The sequence below is a fragment of the Streptomyces aquilus genome (genome assembly GCF_003955715.1).
Lineage (GTDB): Bacteria > Actinomycetota > Actinomycetes > Streptomycetales > Streptomycetaceae > Streptomyces > Streptomyces aquilus.
This window is the reverse complement of record NZ_CP034463.1, coordinates 8,114,742-8,135,009: the sequence shown is the minus strand read 5'-3', so window position 1 is coordinate 8,135,009 and position 20,268 is coordinate 8,114,742. Positions and strand designations below refer to the sequence as shown.

17 protein-coding genes and 2 pseudogenes are annotated in these 20,268 nt (G+C 70.5%); 11 read left to right on the top strand and 8 right to left on the bottom strand.

All coding sequences use genetic code 11. From position 1 onward, the window contains the following. Positions 1-58 precede the first annotated feature (58 nt). Together EJC51_RS37295 and EJC51_RS37290 are read left to right on the top strand one after the other, a co-directional pair. Positions 59-2,818, top strand: coding sequence for an ATP-binding protein (locus tag EJC51_RS37295; RefSeq protein ID WP_244363023.1), 2,760 nt, complete (start codon positions 59-61; stop codon positions 2,816-2,818). A gap of 226 nt (positions 2,819-3,044) precedes the next feature. Next, on the top strand, positions 3,045-3,836 hold the full coding sequence (locus EJC51_RS37290) for a S1 family peptidase (RefSeq protein WP_126275086.1): 792 nt from the start codon (positions 3,045-3,047) through the stop codon (positions 3,834-3,836). A gap of 96 nt (positions 3,837-3,932) precedes the next feature. On the opposite strand, the gene dmpI is transcribed toward EJC51_RS37290, so the two are convergent. The 3 genes from dmpI to EJC51_RS37275 form a co-directional block, all read right to left on the bottom strand. After that, positions 3,933-4,115: a 4-oxalocrotonate tautomerase DmpI gene (gene dmpI, locus EJC51_RS37285; RefSeq protein WP_126275085.1), complete on the bottom strand. Its 183-nt coding sequence runs from the start codon at positions 4,113-4,115 to the stop codon at positions 3,933-3,935. 92 nt (positions 4,116-4,207) lie between these two features. Continuing rightward, positions 4,208-5,074, bottom strand: a complete 867-nt coding sequence (locus tag EJC51_RS37280; protein ID WP_126275084.1) for a LysR family transcriptional regulator — start codon at positions 5,072-5,074, stop codon at positions 4,208-4,210. A gap of 9 nt (positions 5,075-5,083) precedes the next feature. After that, positions 5,084-6,184: a winged helix DNA-binding domain-containing protein gene (locus EJC51_RS37275; RefSeq protein WP_126275083.1), complete on the bottom strand. Its 1,101-nt coding sequence runs from the start codon at positions 6,182-6,184 to the stop codon at positions 5,084-5,086. Between the two features lie 146 nt (positions 6,185-6,330). On the opposite strand from EJC51_RS37275, the gene EJC51_RS37270 reads away from it, so the two are divergent. The 3 genes from EJC51_RS37270 to EJC51_RS37260 all read left to right on the top strand — a co-directional run bounded on the left by EJC51_RS37270 (position 6,331) and on the right by EJC51_RS37260 (position 8,913). Then, entirely contained in the window at positions 6,331-7,494 is a 1,164-nt protein-coding gene (locus tag EJC51_RS37270) for a magnesium and cobalt transport protein CorA (protein ID WP_126275082.1), read from the top strand. A 352-nt stretch (positions 7,495-7,846) separates the two neighbouring features. Further along, a complete protein-coding gene (locus tag EJC51_RS37265; protein ID WP_126275081.1) occupies positions 7,847-8,239 on the top strand; it encodes a hypothetical protein in 393 nt (130 codons plus the stop codon). Between the two features lie 5 nt (positions 8,240-8,244). Beyond that, positions 8,245-8,913 (top strand): nucleotidyl transferase AbiEii/AbiGii toxin family protein, encoded by a 669-nt coding sequence (locus tag EJC51_RS37260; protein WP_208870768.1) that lies wholly within the window; start codon positions 8,245-8,247, stop codon positions 8,911-8,913. Between the two features lie 76 nt (positions 8,914-8,989). Here the strand turns inward: EJC51_RS37260 and EJC51_RS37255 are convergent. Both EJC51_RS37255 and EJC51_RS37250 read right to left on the bottom strand, forming a co-directional pair. Next, a pseudogene (locus EJC51_RS37255) lies at positions 8,990-9,688 on the bottom strand (helix-turn-helix domain-containing protein); the annotation flags it as partial. A 917-nt stretch (positions 9,689-10,605) separates the two neighbouring features. Continuing rightward, complete coding sequence (locus tag EJC51_RS37250; protein ID WP_166682941.1) at positions 10,606-11,229, bottom strand: TetR/AcrR family transcriptional regulator; 624 nt, start codon at positions 11,227-11,229, stop codon at positions 10,606-10,608. Positions 11,230-11,432: 203 nt separating this feature from the next. Between EJC51_RS37250 and EJC51_RS37245 the strand changes: the two genes are divergently transcribed. The 4 genes from EJC51_RS37245 (at position 11,433) to EJC51_RS37230 (ending at position 16,386) form a co-directional block, all read left to right on the top strand. Next, the gene (locus EJC51_RS37245) at positions 11,433-12,248 is read left to right on the top strand and encodes an oxidoreductase (protein ID WP_126275078.1); all 816 of its coding nucleotides are present in this window, start codon (positions 11,433-11,435) and stop codon (positions 12,246-12,248) included. A 108-nt stretch (positions 12,249-12,356) separates the two neighbouring features. Further along, on the top strand, positions 12,357-13,199 hold the full coding sequence (locus tag EJC51_RS37240; RefSeq protein WP_126275077.1) for an alpha/beta fold hydrolase: 843 nt from the start codon (positions 12,357-12,359) through the stop codon (positions 13,197-13,199). Further along, the gene (locus tag EJC51_RS37235; protein WP_126275076.1) at positions 13,187-14,905 is read left to right on the top strand and encodes an NAD(P)/FAD-dependent oxidoreductase; all 1,719 of its coding nucleotides are present in this window, start codon (positions 13,187-13,189) and stop codon (positions 14,903-14,905) included. Before EJC51_RS37240 ends, EJC51_RS37235 begins: the two co-directional genes overlap by 13 nt. Beyond that, positions 14,902-16,386, top strand: coding sequence for an ATP-binding protein (locus EJC51_RS37230; protein WP_126275075.1), 1,485 nt, complete (start codon positions 14,902-14,904; stop codon positions 16,384-16,386). Before EJC51_RS37235 ends, EJC51_RS37230 begins: the two co-directional genes overlap by 4 nt. Before the next feature lie 435 nt (positions 16,387-16,821). On the opposite strand, the gene EJC51_RS37225 is transcribed toward EJC51_RS37230, so the two are convergent. Genes EJC51_RS37225 through EJC51_RS37215 form a run of 3 tightly spaced genes read right to left on the bottom strand, consistent with a single transcriptional unit; the run spans position 16,822 to position 18,938 of the window. Next, complete coding sequence (locus tag EJC51_RS37225) at positions 16,822-17,487, bottom strand: NAD(P)-dependent oxidoreductase (RefSeq protein WP_126275074.1); 666 nt, start codon at positions 17,485-17,487, stop codon at positions 16,822-16,824. A gap of 36 nt (positions 17,488-17,523) precedes the next feature. Further along, entirely contained in the window at positions 17,524-18,168 is a 645-nt protein-coding gene (locus EJC51_RS37220) for an FMN-dependent NADH-azoreductase (RefSeq protein WP_126275073.1), read from the bottom strand. Positions 18,169-18,224: 56 nt separating this feature from the next. Beyond that, positions 18,225-18,938, bottom strand: coding sequence for a DsbA family oxidoreductase (locus EJC51_RS37215; protein WP_126275072.1), 714 nt, complete (start codon positions 18,936-18,938; stop codon positions 18,225-18,227). Positions 18,939-19,059: 121 nt separating this feature from the next. On the opposite strand from EJC51_RS37215, the gene EJC51_RS37210 reads away from it, so the two are divergent. Further along, the gene (locus EJC51_RS37210) at positions 19,060-19,470 is read left to right on the top strand and encodes a winged helix-turn-helix transcriptional regulator (RefSeq protein WP_126275071.1); all 411 of its coding nucleotides are present in this window, start codon (positions 19,060-19,062) and stop codon (positions 19,468-19,470) included. A 54-nt stretch (positions 19,471-19,524) separates the two neighbouring features. Then, a pseudogene (locus EJC51_RS37205) lies at positions 19,525-20,054 on the top strand (tetrahydrofolate dehydrogenase/cyclohydrolase catalytic domain-containing protein); the annotation flags it as partial. Between the last annotated feature and the right edge of the window lie 214 nt (positions 20,055-20,268).

Genomic DNA, 20,268 nt, shown 5'->3' with positions numbered 1-20,268 from the left:
GGGAGCGGCGACCGTGCAACGGGACTTCCAGGAGCCTGCGAGATGCCGCCCTGACCTGGTGATCGGCCGTGAGGAGGTGTTCGGCCAGGCCCGCGAGCAGCTCGCCCGGGGCGGCAGCGTGCTGCTGCACGGCCCCGCCGGAATAGGAAAATCCACCGTCCTGCGGGCATTGGCCGCCGATAACGGCGGCTCGGCGCACACCGTGTTGCGCTGCTCGGCCACCGAGTCCGAATCGCATCTCCCCTTCCTCGCCCTCGCCGACCTGCTCGGTCTGGTCCTCGACGAGGTCTCCGGCAAGCTGCCCGTCGCCCAGCGCACCGCGCTGGAGTCGGCGCTCACCGGCCGCGGCGAATCCACCCTCCAGCGCGACGGCCTCGCCCTGCGCCTCGCGGTGCTGTCGGCGCTGCGCGCGCTCGCCGCCGAGGGCCCGGTGCTGATCGTCGCCGACGACGTGCAGTGGCTGGACTCGGCCAGCGCCGAACTCCTCGGCTTCGCCGCCCGCCGCCTCGGCGGCACCCCGGTGCGGATGCTGTGCGCGGTGCGGACCGAGGGCCAGGAGTACGACCGTCACCTACGCGCGTCACCCCCCGACACCCTCGCCCTGCGCGTCAACCCGCTCTCCCGCACCCAGGTCTCCGAGCTGCTCGGCCACCGCGGCTACACCGGCCTGCCCCGCTCCACGGTCCGGGACATCCACCGCACCAGCGGCGGCAACCCGCTCTTCGCCCTGGAACTCGGCCGCGCCCTCAGCGAGAACCCGACCCCGCCCCGCCCCGGCGAGCCGCTCCCGGTGCCCACCTCGCTGCGCACCCTGGTCCTCAACCGCCTGGAGATGCTCTCGGACGAAGCCCGCCGCACCCTCCTCGTCGCGAGCGCCGGCGCCCGCCCCACCCCCGCCCTGCTGCGCGCGGCCGGCCGGGAGAACGCCGAGGCGGAGACCGCCCAGGCCGCCGCCCTCGGCCTGCTGGCCACCGACCCCGAGGGTCCCGCCGTACGGTTCGCGCATCCGCTGATCTCGGCCGCGCTGTACGCGGAGGCGCCCGCGCACGAGAGAAGGGCGGCGCACGCGGCGCTGTCGAAGGCCGCCTCCGACCCCATCGAGCGGGCCCGGCATCTCGCCCTGGCCACCACCGGCACCGACCCGGACACCGCCGACAGCCTCGCCGAGGCGGCCTCCCTCGCCCGGGACCGCGGCGCCCCCTCGGTCGCCGCCTCCCTCGGCCTGCTCGCCGCCCGCCACACCCCCGCCGAGGGCAACCCCGACGCACGGCGCCTCCAGGCCGCCGAGGACGCGATCACCGCCGGTGAGCTGGACCTCGCCCGGGACATCGCCCGGGACGTACTGACCCGGGCGACCGTGCCCGCGGACCGGGTGCGGGCCTGGATCATCGTGATCGACACGGCGGGCCACGCCATGACCGAGGTCGACTCGGTCTTCCCGCAGGCCCTCGCCGACGCGGGCGACGACCCCCAGCTGCTCGCCCTGATCCACTACCAGCTGACCTGGCGGGCCGTGCTGGTGGACGGCGACTTCGACCGGGCCCGGGAGGAGGCGGCGCACTCGGCGGCGCTCGCCGCGCAGGCCGGCGACCGCTACAACGAGCTGATGGCGCTGGCCTTCCAGGCCCAGATCGAGACCCTCATGGGCCACCCGGACGCCCCCGCGACCATCAAGAAGGCCCTGAAGGAACCCCAGGACCCGCGGGTGTCGTGCCATCACAACGGCGCCGGCTACTCCCGGTTCCGCTGGCTGATCATGAGCGACCAGCTGGCCGAGGCCCGTACGACGGTCACCGCGCTGCTGCGCGAGGTGCAGCGCACCGGGGCCGTCGAGAGCGAGGTGCACTTCCTGCGCGGGGTGGCCGAGACCGAACTGCGCTCCGGGCACTGCGGCCGCGCCCTCGACCTCGCCCGGGAGAGCCTGATGATGGCCCGGGACACCGGCATCGGTGAGGTCGCCTCCGCGGTCCTCACCTCGCTCGGCGAGGCCTCGGGCGGCGATGTGGAACGGGCGCTGGAGCTGGCCCGGGAGGCCGTCGCCCACGCCGAGGAGGACGGCGACCAGATGTACGTCTCCCGCGCGCTGACCGCCCTCGGCTACGCCCAGCTGGTCGCCGGGGACGCCGAGGGAGCCGTCCGCTCGCTGCGCCGGGTGCGCGAGCTGGAGCACGGGCTCGGCATCACCGACCCGGCCCGCGGCCGCTGGCAGGGCGATCTCGCCGAGGCCCTCGTCCGGACCGGCGAGCTGCGCGAGGCCCAGGACGTCATCGACGTCACCCGGGAACAGGCGCTGCGGCTCGGCCGGGAGAGCGTGCTCGCGGTGCTGGACCGCGCCGAGGGGCTGCTGCGCGCCGCGCGCGGTGAACACGAGGCCGCGCTCGCCCAGTTGACCTCGGTGCAGGACCGGCTCGCCAAACTCGGGTACGGCCTGGAGGAGGCCCGCACCGCCTTCGCGCTGGCCCAGCTGCGCACCCGGCGCCCGGGGCCGACGTCGTACGACGAGGCGGCCCGGCTCTTCCGGCGCTGCCGGGCGCTGCCCTGGCTGCGGCAGGTGGACGCGGCGAGCGTCGTACCGGCGGCCGAACCGGAACCGGCCGCCGTGCCCGCGCCGGCGTCCGACGCCCTCGAAGGGCTCGCGGCGATGGAGCGTCAGGTCGCCGCGCTCGTCATGGAGGGCGCCACCAACCGGGAGATCGCCGCCCGGCTGTTCATCAGCGTCAAGACGGTCGAGGCGACGCTGACCCGGGTCTACCGCAAGCTGGGGATCCGCTCGCGGGTGGACATCGTCCGACTGGCGGCGGGGCGCCGTACGAAGTGAGGGGGCGCGGGCTTTACTGACCCGCGTGGTGTCCGCCTGCGGCCGACCGAGGGTTTTCCCTGCCCAACTCCCCTAGGGGGTTCCCTCATTGGGATGGGGAACTTCCCGGTTCTAGGTTATGAACGTGCCGCTCGCCCGGGCATACGGGGGTCGGTCCCGCGACCCCCGTGCTCAACCCCCCACACCCGCGCGTCCCCCCACCGGCAACCCCCCACTGAGGAGACTCATGTTCGGGCTCAACCGCGCAAGAAAGACCGCGGCCGTCATCGCGGCCGGCGCTGCGGCCGCAGCGACCGCGCTGCTCGGCGCCCCCACCGCCGTAGCCGCTCCCCAGCCCATCGTCGGCGGTTCCACGACCACGACCACCTCGTACCCGTTCATGATGCAGATCACGGACGCCTCCCAGAACCAGTTCTGCGGCGGCACCCTGGTCTCCTCGACCAAGGTCGTGACGGCGGCCCACTGCATGGTCGGCGAGACCACGAGCAGCGTCCGCGTCGTCGGTGGCCGGACCTACCTCAACGGCACCAACGGCACGGTCAGCCGGGTCAGCAAGATCTGGATCAACCCCGGCTACACCGACGCCACCAACGGCGACGACGTGGCCGTCCTCACCCTCTCGACGGCGATGTCGTACACCCCGGCGTCGTACGTCTCCTCGTCCCAGACCAGTGTGTACGCGGCCGGCACCACCGCGCGCATCCTCGGCTGGGGCACCACCTCGGAGAACGGCAGCTCCTCCAACCAGCTGCGGACCGCGACCGTGCCGATCGTGTCCGACTCCAGCTGCGCGAGCTCCTACGGTTCGGACTTCGTCCAGTCCGACATGGTTTGCGCCGGATACACCTCTGGCGGCGTTGACACCTGCCAGGGCGACAGCGGCGGTCCCCTGCTCATCGGGGGCGTCCTGGCAGGGATCACTTCTTGGGGCGAGGGCTGCGCGGAGGCCGGTTACCCGGGTGTCTACACCCGGCTGACCACCTTCTCCAGCCTGGTGACCGCGCAGGTCAACTCATAGGTCCCAGAAGTTCTCCTGAGCACCCCTCAGGTGAAGTACCAGGGGGCGTTGCGGGCCTCCACGAGCGGCCCGCAGCGCCCTCTATCCATGCGTGCGCTACTTGTCGGCGGTGAGCTTCCCGGCCGCGCCCCAGCTGTCGGTGGGCACCTCGTGGATCCAGACCTGGACGGTCTCGGCGGGGATCTTGTACGCGTCCACGAACGCGTCGGTGATCCGCTTGACGAGGTCCCGCTTGAGCTCGGTGTCGCGCGGGCCCTGCTGGACGGTGACGATCGGCATGACTGGACTCCCTTGAGTGGTCTTCCTCTTCGGTGGTCCCAGTCCATCGCTTCCGGCGTCCGTGACCAAGAAGCAGCCCGCGACCGCAGCGATCAGTTCTCGTGATCGCCGCAGGCCAGGAGCAGTTCCTCCAGATACGGCGGGGGCTCCGACGCCCGCACGGCCAGTCCCGTGGACAGGGCGAGCCCCGGCGCGCGGAACGGTACGAAGGCCACCCTCGGGGTGTGCAGCACGCGCGCGTGGGAGGCGTAGACGACCGTCCACAGCGGGCGGGTGCCGATCGTGGCGAGGGTGTCCTGGAGGGAGCCGTTGACCGGTCCGGGCAGCGGCTCGAACCCGGCCTGGTGACAGGCACCGACGACGAGGTCGACCAGGGCGGGATTGTGGCGCCGCTCGGTGAGGGCCAGCGGCAGTCCGGCGAGTTCCCCGACGCCGATCTCGGGGCGGGCGGCGAGCGGATGCGCGGCGGGCAGCGCGGCCACCAGGGGGTCGGACCACAGCGGCAGGACGCGTACGCCGGGGACGGGCTCGACGGCTCGTACGAACGCGGCGTCGAGCTGCCCGCCGGCGACCCGGGCCAGCCGCGCGGAGACGGGCAGGGACACCAGCTCGACCGGCACGTCCGGCGCCCGCCGGGTGAACGCGGCGAGGACCCGGTCCAGGTGCTCGCCGAGCCCGGTGCTGGTGCCGAGCCTGAGGCCCGGCGGCGGGGCGACGGCCGCCCGGGCCCGCTCGGCGGCCGCCAGCACGGCCCGCGCCTCGGGCAGCAGCCGCTCCCCGGCCGCCGTCAGCCGCACCCGCCGGGGCGAGCGGTCGAACAGGCCGGCCCCCAACTCCCGCTCCAGCCGCTGGATCTGCTGACTCACCGCCGACTGCACGATGTGCAGCCGCTCGGCGGCCCGCCCGAAGTGCAGTTCCTCGGCGACGGTGACGAAGTAGGTGAGCTGGCGCAGTTCCATGAGGGGACTCTAGGAGGGGCGTACGACGGTCCCGAACCGGATGTCGTACGAGGTCCCGGGGTGCATGGTGGCGAGCATGCGGGCCCCCTCTTCCGTGACCTCGTCCCGCTGGGCCCTGGTGAGCTTCCCGAAGGGCTCGATGACCAGGGACTCCTCCTCCAGCCTCCACACGCCCGCCAGGAAGCCGTCGACGAGGAAGGTGGCGTACACCATGTTCCCGACCCAGCTGCGGCCCCGGTACTCGGCCGGGATGACGCGGGTGCGGTCGGCGTGGGAGAGGAGGAGGTTGTCGAACTCGGGGAGGAAGCGGGGCGGGGCCGGGGTGTCGGCGGCGGGGCGCGGGGCGTCGGGGAGGTCGAAGAGCTCGACGCCGTGCTCGTCGCGGAAGGTCAGCAGCCGAGGGCGCAGGCGCTCGAAGGCTTCGCGCAGGCGGGTCAGGCCGGACCAGGTCTGCATGTCCTTGACGGAGGCGGGGCCGAAGGCGGCGAGATAGCGCAGGACGGTGGCGTCCGGCGCCGGGACGGGTTCGGCCGGGCGGCCGAGCCAGTGCTCGGCGGTGGTGAGGGCGACCTGGCCGCTCTGCCCCCACAGTCCGCGCGGGGTGACCTGGACGAGGGGGAGGCGGCAGCGGGCGGCGATCGCGAGGGACTGCGGGTCGGCGTCCGGCCACTCTTCGAGCAGGGCCTCGCGCAGCTGCTTCATGGTGCGCGGCTCGGCCTCGACGAGGTCGCGGGCGACGGCGGCGAGCCGGTCCAGGTCGACGCCGACGAGCCCCTTGCGGAAGTTGGTGAGCTCGCGGTCGCGGGCGGCCTGGACGAGCGGGCGCAGGGTGAGGGCGTCGTCGGCGGTGTGGGTGTGGATGGTCGAGCGCATGGTGACGATCCGGACCACCTCGCGGTCGGCCATCAGCGTGGACAGCGCCTCGGTGCGGAAGCCGTCGAGGCGGGCGGCGAGGGCGTAGTACGGCGGCTTGACGTTCTGTGCCTGGAGCCCGAGCAGATGCTCCACGGCCGCCCGCGCCGTGAGGTGCGAGCGCTTCAGCAGCAGCTGCCGGTCGAGGGTCGCGCGGTTGAGTGCGCGGGTGCCGAGCACGGGGTCCGTCTTCGTCATGCTTCGCACGGTAGCCGCCGTTGCGGACACCTTCTGTCCGCAAGGCTCACCGGATCCACGGCCACCCGCCCCCGCCGACGTCGTTTGCCCCGTATATCCTGCTCGGTGATCACGCAGCCATGGACTCGACCTGAGAGGCAGCCGTGATGTCCGAGCGACGTGCCCGACCGAACGGGAAGGGCCGGGGCAGGTCCGCCTGGCTTCGGTCCCTGGCCGCGGCGGCCACCCCGCCGACGCCGGAGCGGCGCCCGGCGCCCGAGGCGGAACCGGCGCCCCCGGAGGCGGAACCGGCGAGCATCGTCCAGGCGGCCCTGTACCAGGACGGCGTGCGGGTGTCCTCCCCCGCGACCCTCGCCGAAACGTTCCGCGAGCTGCGCCTCCAGCGTTCCGGTATGGCGTGGATCGGACTGGCCCGGCCCACCGAGGCCGAACTGCTCTCCCTGGCCGCCGAGTTCGATCTGCATCCGCTGGCGGTCGAGGACGCGATGGAGGCCCACCAGCGGCCCAAACTGGAGCGGTACGGCGAGACGCTCTTCGTCGTGCTGCGGGCGGCCCGCTATCTGGACGCCCCCGAGGAGGTCGACTTCGGCGAGCTGCACGTCTTCGTCGGCCCCGACTTCGTGATCACGGTCCGGCACGGCGCGGCCCCCGACCTGTCGGCGGTCCGCAACCGCATGGAGGCGTCGCCGGACCTGCTGAAGCTCGGCCCGGAGGCCGTGCTGTACGCCATCCTCGACGCGGTGGTCGACGGCTATCTCCCGGTCGTGACGGGCGTCCAGAACGACATCGACGAGATCGAGACGGAGGTCTTCCGCGGCGAGCCGGAGGTCTCCCGCCGCATCTACGAACTCTCCCGCGAGATGGTCGAGTTCCAGCGCGCCACCCGCCCCCTGGTCGGCATGCTGCACGGCCTGATGGCCGGCTTCTCCAAGTACGGCACGGACGAGGAGTTGCAGCGCTATCTGCGGGACGTCGCCGACCACGTCACCCACACCAGCGAGCGCGTCGACGGCTTCCGGCAGGCCCTCACCGAGATCCTCACGGTGAACGCGACGCTGGTCACCCAGCAGCAGAACGCGGAGATGCGGGCGCTGGCGGAGGCGGGGTTCGAGCAGAACGAGGAGATCAAGAAGATCTCATCCTGGGCTGCGATTCTGTTTGCTCCCACGCTGGTCGGAACTATTTACGGCATGAACTTCGAGCACATGCCTGAGTTGGGATGGAGTTTCGGATACCCCTTCGCGATCGGCCTGATGGGGGTGGTTTGCGTCAGTTTGTACGTGATTTTCAAGCGACGGGACTGGCTCTGAGTCCCTCTTGCCGAGCTCAGTTCTTGTGCGGCCTTTGCTCTCGCACCGGTCACGGGTCGGGGCGAAATCAGCCCTGGGGAGTCTCTGGGGAGAAGTGATGCGGGCGATCTCTTCTACCTTCCTGCGCTGCGCCTCTGACCAGCACTTTTCACCCTCCGGGATCCGCTGGGGAGAATTCGGGGAGAACCAGCCGACGACACGGGCCCTGCGCCGGCGACTCCATCTCTGTCCCGTTCCCCATCATGCCTGTCACCGAGCACCGTTGCCCATCTGCGACGGACACAGACAGTGACATTGACTCCTTGGCTGAAGCCACAAGCCCCCGCCCCTGTGCGGCCGCCATAATGGAGGCATGGCCTCCCACCCGCAGCACACCGGACCCGGGCCGAGCAACCTCTCGGGCGCAGACGCCGAGGACCTCGCGCTGTACCGGGAAAAATTTCGGCGCCGTCTACCGGAGTCACTGGACGAGCTGCACGGACCGACCCACGGCGTCGTGGAGCTGCCGCTGCACCTGGCGTGGTCCGGGATGACCTCGTACGACCTGGACAAACCCCGCCAGCGCATGGGCCTGTACCGCACCGTCCTGCACGAGGGCCTGCACGACGACCTCCCCCGCTACCTCAACCGGGATCTGCTTCTCCAGCTGTGGCCAGTGCTGCGCACCCTCGCCGGTCGCACCGTGCGCACCGTGTGGGAGGACGCCTTCCCCGAGCTCGCCTCCCGCACCCGGGCAGCCGCGTGACGGACATGCCGGAGCTGCACACGCGGCTCCTGGCGGATGTGATCGCCCTTGGCTCGCCGTATCCCCTGGTCCTCACCGGCGGGTATGCGGTGAGGGCACACCGCCTCGTGAACCGCCCCAGCCAGGATCTCGATGTCGCCACCGAGAACCCGGCGCCCATGGCCGACATCGCGGCCGCACTCTGCAGCGGTCTGACAGCCCGCGGCTGGGAGGTGCAGGCGCTGGAGACCGCCCCGCTGTCTGCCCGCTTCACCGTGACGGACGCCGCCACCGGGCAGGAATGCGAAGTCGACATCCTCAAAGAGATCTTCTGGCGGCCGGTCGCCCAAAGCCCGTACGGACCCGTCCTCGCCGAGGAGGACGTGATCGGGACCAAGGTTCGCGCCCTGGCTGACCGAGGAGCACCACGCGATCTGATCGACGTGTACGCGGCCTCCCACCGCTGGAGTAACGCTGAGCTCGAAGAGTTCGGCCGCCGCCACGCCCGCGGCCGCTTCGAGCGCGAGGACCTCCAAGCGAACCTCACCGGCGCCGAGTGGACCGACGACGATGCCTTCACCGCCTACGGCCTGGACGATGCCACCATCACCGCCCTGCGCGCCTGGGCCGTGGAGTGGGCCGACGACCTCGCGACCCGGCTCCTCGAAGAATCTGACGCCCCGGACAGCGACTGATCCCACCCGGCCAAGACGGCATCTGCAAGTTGGCGCCAACGGACCGCGGCAGCACGCCAACCGCTGTCACCGATCAGGTGTGGAGGAAGTCTGCCAGGGCCTGGGTTCGCTCGTCGTTCGTCCGGTAGGGCCGCTGGTAGGCCCATTCGTCGAGCAGGGTGCGGTTGAAGCGTTCGACCTTGCCGTTGGTCTGCGGCCGGTAGGGCCGGATCTTCTTGCGGGTGATGCCGGGGGCGGCGAAGAAGGCGTTCGCCCGCTGCCAGAAGCCGGCGGCGGTTTCTTTGCGCTCGTCGGTGAGGACCTCGCTGCAACTGCGGCGTCGGTCGGTGGTGGCGAGTTTGTCGTCCATCGCCTGGCGGCGCTCCATGACCTTGTGGCCGCCGCCGTCGGGAATGTTGCCGAGCTTTTTGATGTCGACGTGGACGAGTTCGCCCGGCCGGGCGCGTTCGTAGCGGCGGACGATCGCTCCGGTGGGCCGGTCCAGCCAGGCCAGGCGGTTGAGGCCGTGGCGGGCCAGGATGCGGTGCAGGGTGGAAGCGGGCAGGCCCAGAACCGGTCCGATGCGGGCCGGGTCGAGCTTGCGGTCGGTCCGCAGACGGCAGACTCGGGCCTCGACCGCGGGTGGTGTGCGGTGGGGTGTGGTGCGGGGCTTGCTGGGCCGGTCGTGCAGCCCGGCCTCGCCCTCGGCCCGCCAGCGGCGGATCCACTTGTGGGCGGTGGGCCGCGATATGCCCATCTCAGCCGCCACATGCGCGACGGGCCGGCCGGACAGCACGCGCCATGATCAAGACCCCGCCCCTGTTAACAACGCTCGTGATCAATACACCTAGGGGACCGCCCCTTGGCGCGCAGTAGGTGGCGGACGACGGAGACACGGCTATGCAAGGAAGGCGGGTACGGATGGCGACGATTCCGAGGGGCGTCCTTGCCTGCAAGGCGGGGGAAATAGCAGGGCTCAGCAGTACAGGGATGGGTGTTGGTTGTGGTGCCGTCATGTCCTCCGCGGTACGTCGTGGCGAGCGGGTTCTGCCCGTCTGGGCCTCCGCGACAGGCACAGAGACAGTCGGCGAGGAGGCATACCGGGACATGAGGCCGGCACCCCGTATTACCCCTGCTCGGGATTGACGGCGGGGCAGGCGGACAGCGCGCCCAGCGATGGCAGCCGCCCGTGAACGTGGCACGCGGAAATGAGAGTGAATGCCTCAAACGGAGGTCGCGGACCTGACGGGGCTGCGTCTTCGAGGCGTTTCTGCGGATGTCCGGTCCCCGGTGACCGGGGGTGCGGTGCGATGAGGCGGCCCGGCGGGATTGTGTCCGCGGAGACAGGTGTCCAGAGCAGATGGTGGATGCGTTGGTACCCGTCGGTATGTGAGGGCGGGTCGCTGAACGTGGGGGCAGTGCTCTCCACGGGGGCAAGGCGCGATCGCCCTCGCCGGCCCGGGAGTGGGTGGAGGTGTACGGCAGCCGGGCGTCCCCGCGCCGCCTACTGGCGTCGCGGGGACCAGGGCGGTTGTGGTGGCAGTTGTCGTGTGCCGCGAGCGCCGGGGAACGCTGCTGGATGCGGGCGCAGTTCCTCTTCGGCCGCCCAGGTGACCGCCCGGCGGTGCGTGAACCTGCGGGCCGTGCTTCGGCGGCGTCGCAGTGGGCCGGCCGCATCAGGTGCCTGTGCGACGAGGCCCGGCTGTGTCCTTGTCAGGGGTGGCGGGGGCGAGGCAGCAAGGCGAACGCGCTCTCCGCTATCGAGGTCAGGCGGTCGGGAGTGTGGCCGTACGCGCCCACGACATCGCTCCCCCGGATGATGGTCAGCAGAAGGTACGCGAGGTCGTCGGGATCCGCGTCGGGGTCGATGTCGCCGTTGCGTTGGGCCGCTCGTAGGCAGTCGGCCACCGCTGTGCGGACTACGGAGAAGCAGTCGTTGGCCAGGCGTTTGACCTCGGGGTCGGAGGCGCCGATCTCCAGGGCCATTTTGGCGGCGAAGCAGGCTGCGGCCGTCCGGTCGGGGGCGGGGGGTACGTCGGGGGCGAGTGGCACTCCGTGGACGGCGCGCAGCAGGTAGGCGTGCAGTCGTTCCAGGGCGCCCTCGTCCGGTCCGTCGAGCATCTTGCGCGGACCCTGCGCCAGCCGGGCGAAGTAGCCGGCCATCGCCTGCAGCAGCACGCCGTGTTTGCCGTCGAACGCGGCGTAGAGGCTGCCGCGGCCCAGGCCGGTGGCGGCGCTGATGTCATCGACGCTGGTGCCGTTGTAGCCCGAGGTGCGGAACTGCCGCTCTGCGGCGTGCAGGACGTGGTCGGGGTCGAAGCTTCGTGGTCTGGCCATGCATCGAAGGTAAAGCCGCCCCACCCTTCTTGACAACCCAGTACAGAACCATCTAGGTTCCTTACCGTTCAGTACACAACCATCCTGAGCTCACCGAACAGGCTTGGTCCGGGCTTGCAGGACCGGTGCGAATGTGTCGACCTGAGCACAGGCGACCCCACACAGGGCACGACGAAGTCATGTCCACAACCGAAGGAACCGATATGCAGACAGCTTCCCCAGTGGCCCTCGTGACGGGTGCCTCCTCCGGGATCGGGCGGGCGGCGGCGCTCGCCCTCGTGGGCGCCGGCTTCGCGGTGGTCGGCACGAGCCGCAACGCGGCGAACGCCAAGCCGATCGCCGGGGTGACGTTCCTCGATCTCGACGTGGCCAGCGACGAGTCGGTCCGCTCCCTGGTCGGAGAGGTGATCGATCGGTTCGGCCGGATCGACGTCCTGGTCAACAACGCAGGCGTGGGCGCGGTCGGCGCCGGCGAGGAGAGCTCCATCAACCAGGCCAAGGACGTCTTCGACATCAACGTCTTCGGCCTGATGCGGATGGCGAACGCAGTGCTGCCCCAGATGCGCGCCCAGCGCAGTGGCCGGGTGGTCAACGTCTCCTCGGTGCTCGGTCTGATCCCGGCCCCCTTCATGGCCGTCTACGCCGCCACCAAGCATGCGGTCGAGGGTTACTCCGAATCCGTCGACCACGAGCTTCGCGAGCACGGCGTGCGGATGCTGCTGGTCGAGCCGGCCTACACAAACACGAGTTTCGAGGCGAGCAGCATGGCACCCGACTCGCCCCTGCCGGTCTACGCCGCACAGCGAGAGGTCTCCCGAGACGTGCTGGCCACGGCCGTGCGCAACGCCGACGCCCCGGCTGTTGTCGCGAAGGTGATCGTCGCGGCCGCCACCGATTCCAAGCCCAAGCTCCGTTACACCGCCGGCCCGATGGCCAGACGTGTCAGCCTCCTGCGCCGGATCGTGCCCTCGCGCGCCTTCGACCAACAAATCCGCAAGCTCAACCGACTGGCCGGCTGACCCCGCACTACACCCGGCGCCCGAAAAGACGCACATGTCCAAAACCAGAGACACTGAAGCCAGCATCAGCCTCTGTCGTCCGACCGCTCTTGGAAACGGCTGACACCCATGGAATTCGAACACGTCACCTTCGACCTGCCGCACGGCACCTTTCACGCGCTGCAGGGTGGTGACCCCGATGGTCAGCCGACGGTCGTCCTGCACGGCTTCCCGGACCACCCGCCGACCGCGAAGCCCTTCCTCGCCGAGCTCGCCCGCCAGGGACGTCACGTCATCGCACCCTGGCTTCGCGGTTACGCGCCGTCCCCGACGGCCGGGCCGTTCGACTTCGCCTCCCTCACCGGCGACGTGCTCGCGCTGATCGACCGCTGGTCTCCGGGGCGAGCCGTGGAGCTGGTCGGCCACGACTGGGGCGCCCTGATCACCTACGACGCCGTCGTTACCGCGCCGGAGCGGATCGAACGCGCGGTCACGCTCGCAGTCCCCCACCCCGTCACGTTCCTGAGCCGGCCGCGCCTGGCTCAGCTACGCCGGATCTGGTACATGGGGCTCTTTCAACTGCCGGGAAGCGGCTGGGTGGCCAGCGCCCGCGATCTCGCCTTCATCGACCGTCTCTGGCGTCAGTGGTCGCCCGGCCTCTCGCTCGATCCAGCTCTCCAGGCGGAGCTGCACGAGGACCTGCGGGCGAGCATGCCCGCGCCCATCAAGTACTACCGGGCGATGATGCGGCCCGGCATGATTGGGGCGACGCGCCGCCTGTCTCATCCGATCGAGGTGCCCCTGCTGCAGCTTTACGGTGCCGACGACGGCTGCTTCCTCCCCCCGAAGGTCGACGACCGACATCGGTTCGCCGCCCCGCACGCGATGGAGGTCGTCCCCGGTGTCGGTCACTTCCTGCACATCGAGGCCCCCGAGGCGATCGCGGAACGGATCGCAGCATGGGCCAAGTAGCGGACCACATCACTCGAGGTGGGGGACGTACGGCACAGACCGCGGAGGCTGCGCGGACCGTCATCCTGACCGTGGACGACGACCCCGGGGTGTCCCGTGCCGTCGCCCGTGACCTGCGGCGGCGCTACGGCCAGGCGTACCGGATCGTGCGCGCGGAGTCCGGCCAGTCCGCGCTGGAGGCGCTGCGGGAGCTGAAGCTGCGCGGTGATCTGGTCGCGGTGATCCTGGCCGACTACCGGATGCCCCAGATGAACGGCATCGAGTTCCTCGAACAGGCCCTGGACCTCTATCCGGGCGCCCGTCGCGTGCTGCTGACCGCTTACGCGGACACGGACGCGGCGATCGACGCGATCAACGTCGTCGACCTCGACCACTACCTCCTCAAGCCCTGGGACCCGCCGGAGGAGAAGCTCTACCCGGTGCTCGACGACCTGCTGGAGGCGTGGCGGTGCAGTGACTTCCGGCCGATGCCGAGCACCAAGGTCGTCGGTCACCGGTGGTCGGCCCGCTCGTCGGACGTCCGGGAGTTCCTGGCCCGCAACCAGGTGCCGTACCGCTGGTACTCCACCGACGAGCCCGAGGGCCAGCGGCTGCTGGCCGCGGCGGGCGAGGACGGGCAGCGGCTGCCGGTGGTGATCACGGCGGACGGTACGGCACTCGTCGAGCCGGAGGTGCCCGAACTGGCCGCGCACGTGGGCCTGGCGACGACCCCGACCGCCGACTTCTACGACCTGGTCGTCATCGGCGGCGGGCCGGCCGGTCTCGGCGCGGCCGTGTACGGGGCCTCGGAGGGGCTGCGGACGGTGCTGGTGGAGCGGTCGGCGACAGGCGGGCAGGCCGGGCAGAGTTCACGGATCGAGAACTATCTCGGCTTCCCGGACGGCGTGTCCGGCGCCCAGCTCACCGACCGGGCGCGACGCCAGGCCACGAAGTTCGGCGCCGAGATCCTCACCGCCCGTGAGGTGACCGGTCTGGAGAGCAGCGGGGCGGCGCGGCTCGTACGGTTCGCGGACGGGTCGCAGATCGCGGCGCACAGCGTGATCCTGGCGACCGGCGTGTCCTACCGGAAGCTGGAGGCGCCGGGTGCCGACGAACTGTCGGGCCGCGGGGTGTTCTACGGGTCCGCGCTCACCGAGGCCGCCGCCTGCCACGGCCACGACGTGTACATCGTGGGCGGCGCCAACTCGGCCGGCCAGGCGGCGATGTACCTGTCCCGGGGCGCCAAGTCGGTCACCCTGCTGGTGCGCGGGCCGGACCTCACCGCGTCCATGTCCCACTACCTGATCCAGCAGATCGCCGAGGCACCGAACATCTCGGTGCGGGCCCACACGGCCGTCGAGGCCGCGCACGGCGACAACGACCTGGAACAGCTGACGCTGCGCGACACGACGAGCGGGCAGACCGAACGGGTCGACGCGCAGTGGCTGTTCGTGTTCATCGGGGCGGCACCGCTGACCGACTGGCTGGAGGGCACGGTGCTGCGGGACGAGCGCGGGTTCATCCTCGCCGGGCCCGACCTGACCGCCGACGGACGGCCACCGGCGGGCTGGGAGCTGGACCGGCCGCCGTACCACCTGGAGACCAACATTCCGGGCGTGTTCGTCGCAGGCGACGCGCGTGCCGAGTCAGCGAAGCGGGTCGCGTCCGCCGTCGGAGAGGGAGCCATGGCCGTGATGCTCGTCCACCGGTATCTGGAGCAGTCATGAGCGGGCAGCCGATGCCGTGCGACGCTGCGGAGATCCGTTCCCTCTTCCTGTTCGAGAAGCTCAGCGCCCAGCAGCTCGACAGGTTGTGCGGCGAGGGACGGGTCGAACAGTTCGACCCCGGGCCGGTGTTCACCGAGGGTGACCCGGCGACCTGCCTGTACGTGATGATCGAGGGCACGGTCATCATGTCGCGCCGCGTGGGCAGCGACGACATCGAGGTGAGCCGCACCTCCCAGCCAGGGGTGTACGCGGGGGCCGTGATGGCGTACCTCGGGGACGGGAAACCGCAGCGGTACATGAACTCGGTGCGGGTGCCGGAGCCGACACGGTTCTTCGTCCTGCCCGCCGAATCGTTCGCGAACCTCATCCACGAGTGGTTTCCGATGGCGGTCCATCTCCTGGAGGGGCTCGCCCTCGGTTCGCAGACCTTTCAGCGGGCCGTCGGGCAGCGCGAACGGCTGCTGGCGCTGGGCTCGTTGTCCGCGGGTCTCACCCATGAGCTCAACAACCCGGCCGCGGCGGCCGCACGGGCCACCTCCTCACTCAGGGACCGGGTCGCGCACATGCGCAACAAGCTCGGCGCCATCGCCTCGGGCCCCTACCACGGCGACGCCCTGAAGGCCCTGGTCGAGCTCCAGGAGCGTACGGCCGAGCGGGTCTCCAAGGCGCCGGCACTGAGCCCGCTCGAAACGTCCGACCGGGAGGATGAACTCGCCGACTGGCTCGGCGACCACGGTGTCCAGAACGGCTGGCAGATCGCGCCGGCCTTCGTGCAGGGCGGTCTCGACGTCGACTGGCTGGAGCAGGTCGCGGTGGCCGTCGGCGAGCAGGAACTCCTGCAGAGTGCCATCGAGTGCCTCAACTACACGGTCGAGGCCGAGCTGTTGATGTCCGAGATCGAGGACTCCACCACCCGTATCTCGCACCTCGTCGACGCCGCCAAGCAGTACTCGCAGCTGGACCGCGCGCCCTACCAGGTCGCCGATGTGCACGAACTCCTCGATAGCACACTGCTGATGCTGTCGGGCAAGATCGGTCCACAGGTCAAGGTCGTGAAGGAGTACGACCGTTCGGTGCCGAGGATTCCGGCCTACCCGGCCGAACTGAACCAGGTGTGGACCAACCTGATCGACAACGCCGTCTTCGCCATCAAGAGCGCGGGCGGCGAAGGGACGTTGACCGTACGCACCGCTCGGGTGCATGACCGGCTGCTGGTGGAGTTCCGCGACACAGGCCCGGGAGTGCCGGCCGAGATCCGCGGCCGGATCTTCGACCCGTTCTTCACCACCAAACCGGTGGGCGAGGGCACCGGGCTGGGACTCGACATCTCCTGGCGGATCGTCGTCAACAAGCACCACGGTGACCTGAAAGTCGAGTCCGTACCCGGCGACACCCGCTTCCAGGTGCTGCTCCCTCTCACTGCCACCGACCTCGACACCGGGCCCGATGCTCTCTCCGACCCGGCCCAGGAGCCCTCATGAACGCCGGGGTGTGCGCGGCGGGCCTGGACATCCCCGACGACGTCGGCATGAAACCCACGCATTACACCGTCCACGTCGGCCCGGGAACACGGTCACCGCGAAGGACACGGTGTTCCACGTCAGCGATCACTCCTCCTACAGGGACCCCGCACGAGGACGACGCTTGCGAGCTCCTGGCGACCCTCCTCGAAGACCTGAGCGCCCCGTGGTGACGACAGCCCTGTACGAGATCGAGACCAGCGACACCGACTGCCGCCAGTTGGGTTGCTGGTCGAGGGGCGGGCATGGGTTCCTCGGGCAGGGCTGAGAGGCGGGTGAATGCGCCATGTCACGCCAGTCCGGCGTCGCCGTCGGGGGACGGCGTGCCTAAGGTCGGACAGCTGTGGTGCATGAGATGGGTGTGGATCATGAGGTGGGTGTGGTTCATGGGGTGGGTCATCCTCGTGTGTTCCAGACGAGGGGGGCTTTGCGGATCCAGGTGTCGTCCTCGACCGTCTGGACGAGGAACTGGGCGAGGTCGGCGCGGTTGATCCGGGCGCCGGGCTTTTCGGTGCCGGCCTCGGCGGCCCGTACGGGGCCGCTGAGGGGCTTGTCGGTGAGGGCAACGGCGCGGGCCAGGGTCCAGTCGATGCCGGACGAGGCGCGGATGGCCTGGTCGAGGCCGGTGTGGTCCGCGAAGCCCGCCTTGATGTTCGACAGCTTGATGAACGCCTTGACCAGCGGGTTGAGCCGGGCCCAGTCGTCGCCGGCGCCCTGCGTGGACGTCAGCACGATGCGGCGGATGCCCTGTTCGCCCATGACGGTGAGCGTGTCGCGGGCGGCGTCGGTCATGAACATCGGCGGGCTGACCGGCTTGGCCCACGGGTTGTCGGAGGCGCGGGCGTTGGACAGCGCACTGATCACCGCCTGGGTGCCTTCGGCGGCCTTGCGGATGTCGTCGATGTTCGCGGGGCTGCCCTGGATCAGTTCGACGCCGGCCGGTGTCTGCACCCTGTCGGGGTCGCGGACGAGGGCGCGGACGTGGTGGCCGCGCCGGGCCGCGTGCTCCAGGACGTGAGCGCCGGTGCGGCCGCTGCCGCCGAGGACCAGAAGGTTACTCATGGTGATCAAACGCCTTTCGGGCAGTTCAGGGGTGGATCAGGCGGCCGGTCGGCCGGTCAGGGCAGAGCCCAGGCGGCGGGCCTCGTCGTGCGCCTGGGTCATCGACGCCTCGTGCATCGGCAGCAGCGGAGCCATCATCGGCACGTACGGGGCCATGGTCAGTTCGGGCAGCACCGTCGTCAGGTCGAGGCCGAGGTTGGCTGGGTGGCCCAGGACGGTTTCCAGTGCCGGTACCAGGTGGTCCATGCCGTGCTTGGGGGCGCCGGGGCCGTAGCTGCCGCCGCGTGCGGAGATCACCGTGGCGGGGCGGCCGAGGGTGGGAGGGGGTCCGTCGAAGTTCAGGGTGCGCCCGGCGACCATGATCTGGTCCAGCCATGCCTTGAACACGGACGGCATCGTGAGGTTGTACATCGGCACGGTGAACAGGTAGGCGTCGGCGCCGAGGAATTCGTCGATCAGCTCGTTCTGGATCGCCAGGGCCTTCGCCTGCTCGGGGGTGTGCTCGGCGCGGTCGGTGGTACGGGCGGTGATGCCGGCCGCGCTGAGGTGCGGGGCGGGGGAGGCGGCCAGGTCGCGGTGGACGACCGCGCCCTGCCACGCGTCACGGAAGGACCGGGCGACCTGACGGGAGACGGATGCCTCGTCGAGCGAGGAGGCGTCGATGTGCAGCAGGTAGGACATGGGGAAGTCAGCCTTTCGAAATGATCAAGGGTGTGTCGTGGGGTGACCGGCGGAGGTCAGTTGCGGGCCGGTACGGCGCAGCCGTCGGGGCCACAGACCGCAGCATCGCCGTCGGTCGTCAGGGTGAGCGGGTGGGATGCGTCCCAGGCCGTGCGCAGCACGTCGAGAAGGCCGTCGCTGTCCTGCGCGCCGGGGATGCCGTACTGGCCGTCGACAACGATGAAGGGCGCGCCGGTGGCACCCAGGCGCTGGGCGCGGGCGGCATCGTCGCGGACCTGCCGCTGGTAGCGGTGCTCGGTGAGCGCTCGGCGGGTGCCCTCCCGGTCCAGGCCGAGCTCCTGGCCCAGGTCGAGCAGGTCGTCCAGGCTGAAGACGGGGCGGGCCTGACCGAAGTAGGCGCGGAAGATCGCGTCCCAGGCTTCGCGGTTCCTGCCCTCGGCGGAGGCATGGGCGAGGAACTCGTGCGCCAGGTCGGTGTTGCCGACCAGGTTGTCCAGCACCCTGTAGGGGCGGAGTCCCTCGGCTGCGGCCAGCGCCTCGATCCGACGCGTGGACGCCTCGGCCTGGGAGCCGCCCATGCCGTGCCGGCGCAGCAGCGCGTCACGGACGCTGAACGTCTCATCCACGGGGAAGGAGCTGCTCAGCGGGAACGAGTGGTGGACGACCTCCACCTCGTTGCCGTGCTCAAACCGCTCCACTGCCCGGTCCAGACGGTGGCTGCCAAGTCCGCACCAGGGGCAGGTGACCTCGGCCCAGATCTCGATCTTCATGACGCGCGCCTCCCGTGCCTGCGCTTTGATTCCTACGTTTTGTTCGTAGCGCCATGATGGGCCAGTATGGAAGTCGATACAAAAGGCACATTGGTGTTCGTGCCGGAGAGGAATGTGCGTCATGGAGGTCACCGGCAGTTCGGGCGGCGCGGCGGCGGTGGGGCCGTGTGCCCGCATCCCCGCCGAGCACATGGAGTTCATCCGGCAGGTCCTCGACCGCGTCGGCGACAAGTGGAGCCTGCTGCTCATCGCGGTCGTGGAGGCGGGCCCGCTGCGCTACACCGACCTGCAGCGCCAGGTCCCCGGGATCTCCCAGCGGATGCTCACCCTCACGCTGCGCCAGCTCCAGCAGGACGGTCTGATCACCCGCACCGCATACGCGGAGGTTCCACCGCGTGTCGAGTACTCCCTCACCCCGCTGGGGCGCGGCCTCCACGAGATCGTGACATCCCTGATCGGCTGGGCCACCGACCACCACGACGAGATCCGCGCGCACCGGGCCCGCGCCGCGGCACCAGCAGCCCGGTCCTGACCGCAGGATCAGCGATCGGCTGTCGGCGCCGGGTGCAGCGCGGATGCCCGACGCATCGTCGAGGAGACATCAGGCAAGGCGGCGGAGCTTAAGCCGCGTGTCGGTGTGACGCCTTGTCTGGCAACGGTGCTGGTGGGTGAAGATCCGGCTTCGGTGACGTACGTACGGATGAAGCGGGCGTGTTGCGCGAAGGCGGGCATCGAGTCTCGGCTTGTCAGTCTGCCGGCCACCACGACAACGGCTGAGCTGGTGGAGACCCTCCAGTCCCTCTCACGGAACGCCGAAGTGCACGGCATCTTGCTTCAGCACCCCGTAGGCCCTCACATCGATGAGCGGGCAGAGTTCGAGGCCATCGGGCCGGAAAAGGACGTCGACGGAGTCACGACATGCCGTATATGCCGTTGTCGGCGGTCGAAGCGCGATCCTCGGCAACCCCGCCGGAATGCTCCTGCTCACCCGGGACGCCACGGTCACCTACTGCCACTCCCGTACGACTGATCTGGCCGCGGCCGTGCGGGAAGCGGACGTTGTTGTGGCGGCCGTGGGGACGGCCTCGGCTTGTTCGCGGCGAAGACGTCAAGCCTGTTGGCTCATAGGGTCGACGCGGCATCCATCCAGCTCGGCCTGGCCAGCCACTGAGTGAGGAACGCCGTTGAGTTTGGAGCCATCCTGGTCGAGCTGGAGCAGTCCCTCCTGAATCGCCTTCTTCCCGGAGCGGGCCGTTCGGAGCCGTGAGGCCGATGCGCGGCAGCACGCACTCCTCAGGGCACCCGCTCACCGCTGCAGCTGCATGCGGGC

What these genes read in the sequence shown, in the direction of transcription:
- EJC51_RS37290 (WP_126275086.1), top strand. Translation starts at nt 3,045, where the DNA reads ATGTTCGGGCTCAACCGCGCAAGAAAGACCGCGGCCGTCATCGCGGCC.
- dmpI (WP_126275085.1), bottom strand. Translation starts at nt 4,115, where the DNA reads ATGCCGATCGTCACCGTCCAGCAGGGCCCGCGCGACACCGAGCTCAAG.
- EJC51_RS37280 (WP_126275084.1), bottom strand. Translation starts at nt 5,074, where the DNA reads ATGGAACTGCGCCAGCTCACCTACTTCGTCACCGTCGCCGAGGAACTG.
- EJC51_RS37275 (WP_126275083.1), bottom strand. Translation starts at nt 6,184, where the DNA reads ATGACGAAGACGGACCCCGTGCTCGGCACCCGCGCACTCAACCGCGCG.
- EJC51_RS37270 (WP_126275082.1), top strand. Translation starts at nt 6,331, where the DNA reads ATGTCCGAGCGACGTGCCCGACCGAACGGGAAGGGCCGGGGCAGGTCC.
- EJC51_RS37265 (WP_126275081.1), top strand. Translation starts at nt 7,847, where the DNA reads ATGGCCTCCCACCCGCAGCACACCGGACCCGGGCCGAGCAACCTCTCG.
- EJC51_RS37260 (WP_208870768.1), top strand. Translation starts at nt 8,245, where the DNA reads ATGCCGGAGCTGCACACGCGGCTCCTGGCGGATGTGATCGCCCTTGGC.
- EJC51_RS37250 (WP_166682941.1), bottom strand. Translation starts at nt 11,229, where the DNA reads ATGGCCAGACCACGAAGCTTCGACCCCGACCACGTCCTGCACGCCGCA.
- EJC51_RS37245 (WP_126275078.1), top strand. Translation starts at nt 11,433, where the DNA reads ATGCAGACAGCTTCCCCAGTGGCCCTCGTGACGGGTGCCTCCTCCGGG.
- EJC51_RS37240 (WP_126275077.1), top strand. Translation starts at nt 12,357, where the DNA reads ATGGAATTCGAACACGTCACCTTCGACCTGCCGCACGGCACCTTTCAC.
- EJC51_RS37235 (WP_126275076.1), top strand. Translation starts at nt 13,187, where the DNA reads ATGGGCCAAGTAGCGGACCACATCACTCGAGGTGGGGGACGTACGGCA.
- EJC51_RS37230 (WP_126275075.1), top strand. Translation starts at nt 14,902, where the DNA reads ATGAGCGGGCAGCCGATGCCGTGCGACGCTGCGGAGATCCGTTCCCTC.
- EJC51_RS37225 (WP_126275074.1), bottom strand. Translation starts at nt 17,487, where the DNA reads ATGAGTAACCTTCTGGTCCTCGGCGGCAGCGGCCGCACCGGCGCTCAC.
- EJC51_RS37220 (WP_126275073.1), bottom strand. Translation starts at nt 18,168, where the DNA reads ATGTCCTACCTGCTGCACATCGACGCCTCCTCGCTCGACGAGGCATCC.
- EJC51_RS37215 (WP_126275072.1), bottom strand. Translation starts at nt 18,938, where the DNA reads ATGAAGATCGAGATCTGGGCCGAGGTCACCTGCCCCTGGTGCGGACTT.
- EJC51_RS37210 (WP_126275071.1), top strand. Translation starts at nt 19,060, where the DNA reads ATGGAGGTCACCGGCAGTTCGGGCGGCGCGGCGGCGGTGGGGCCGTGT.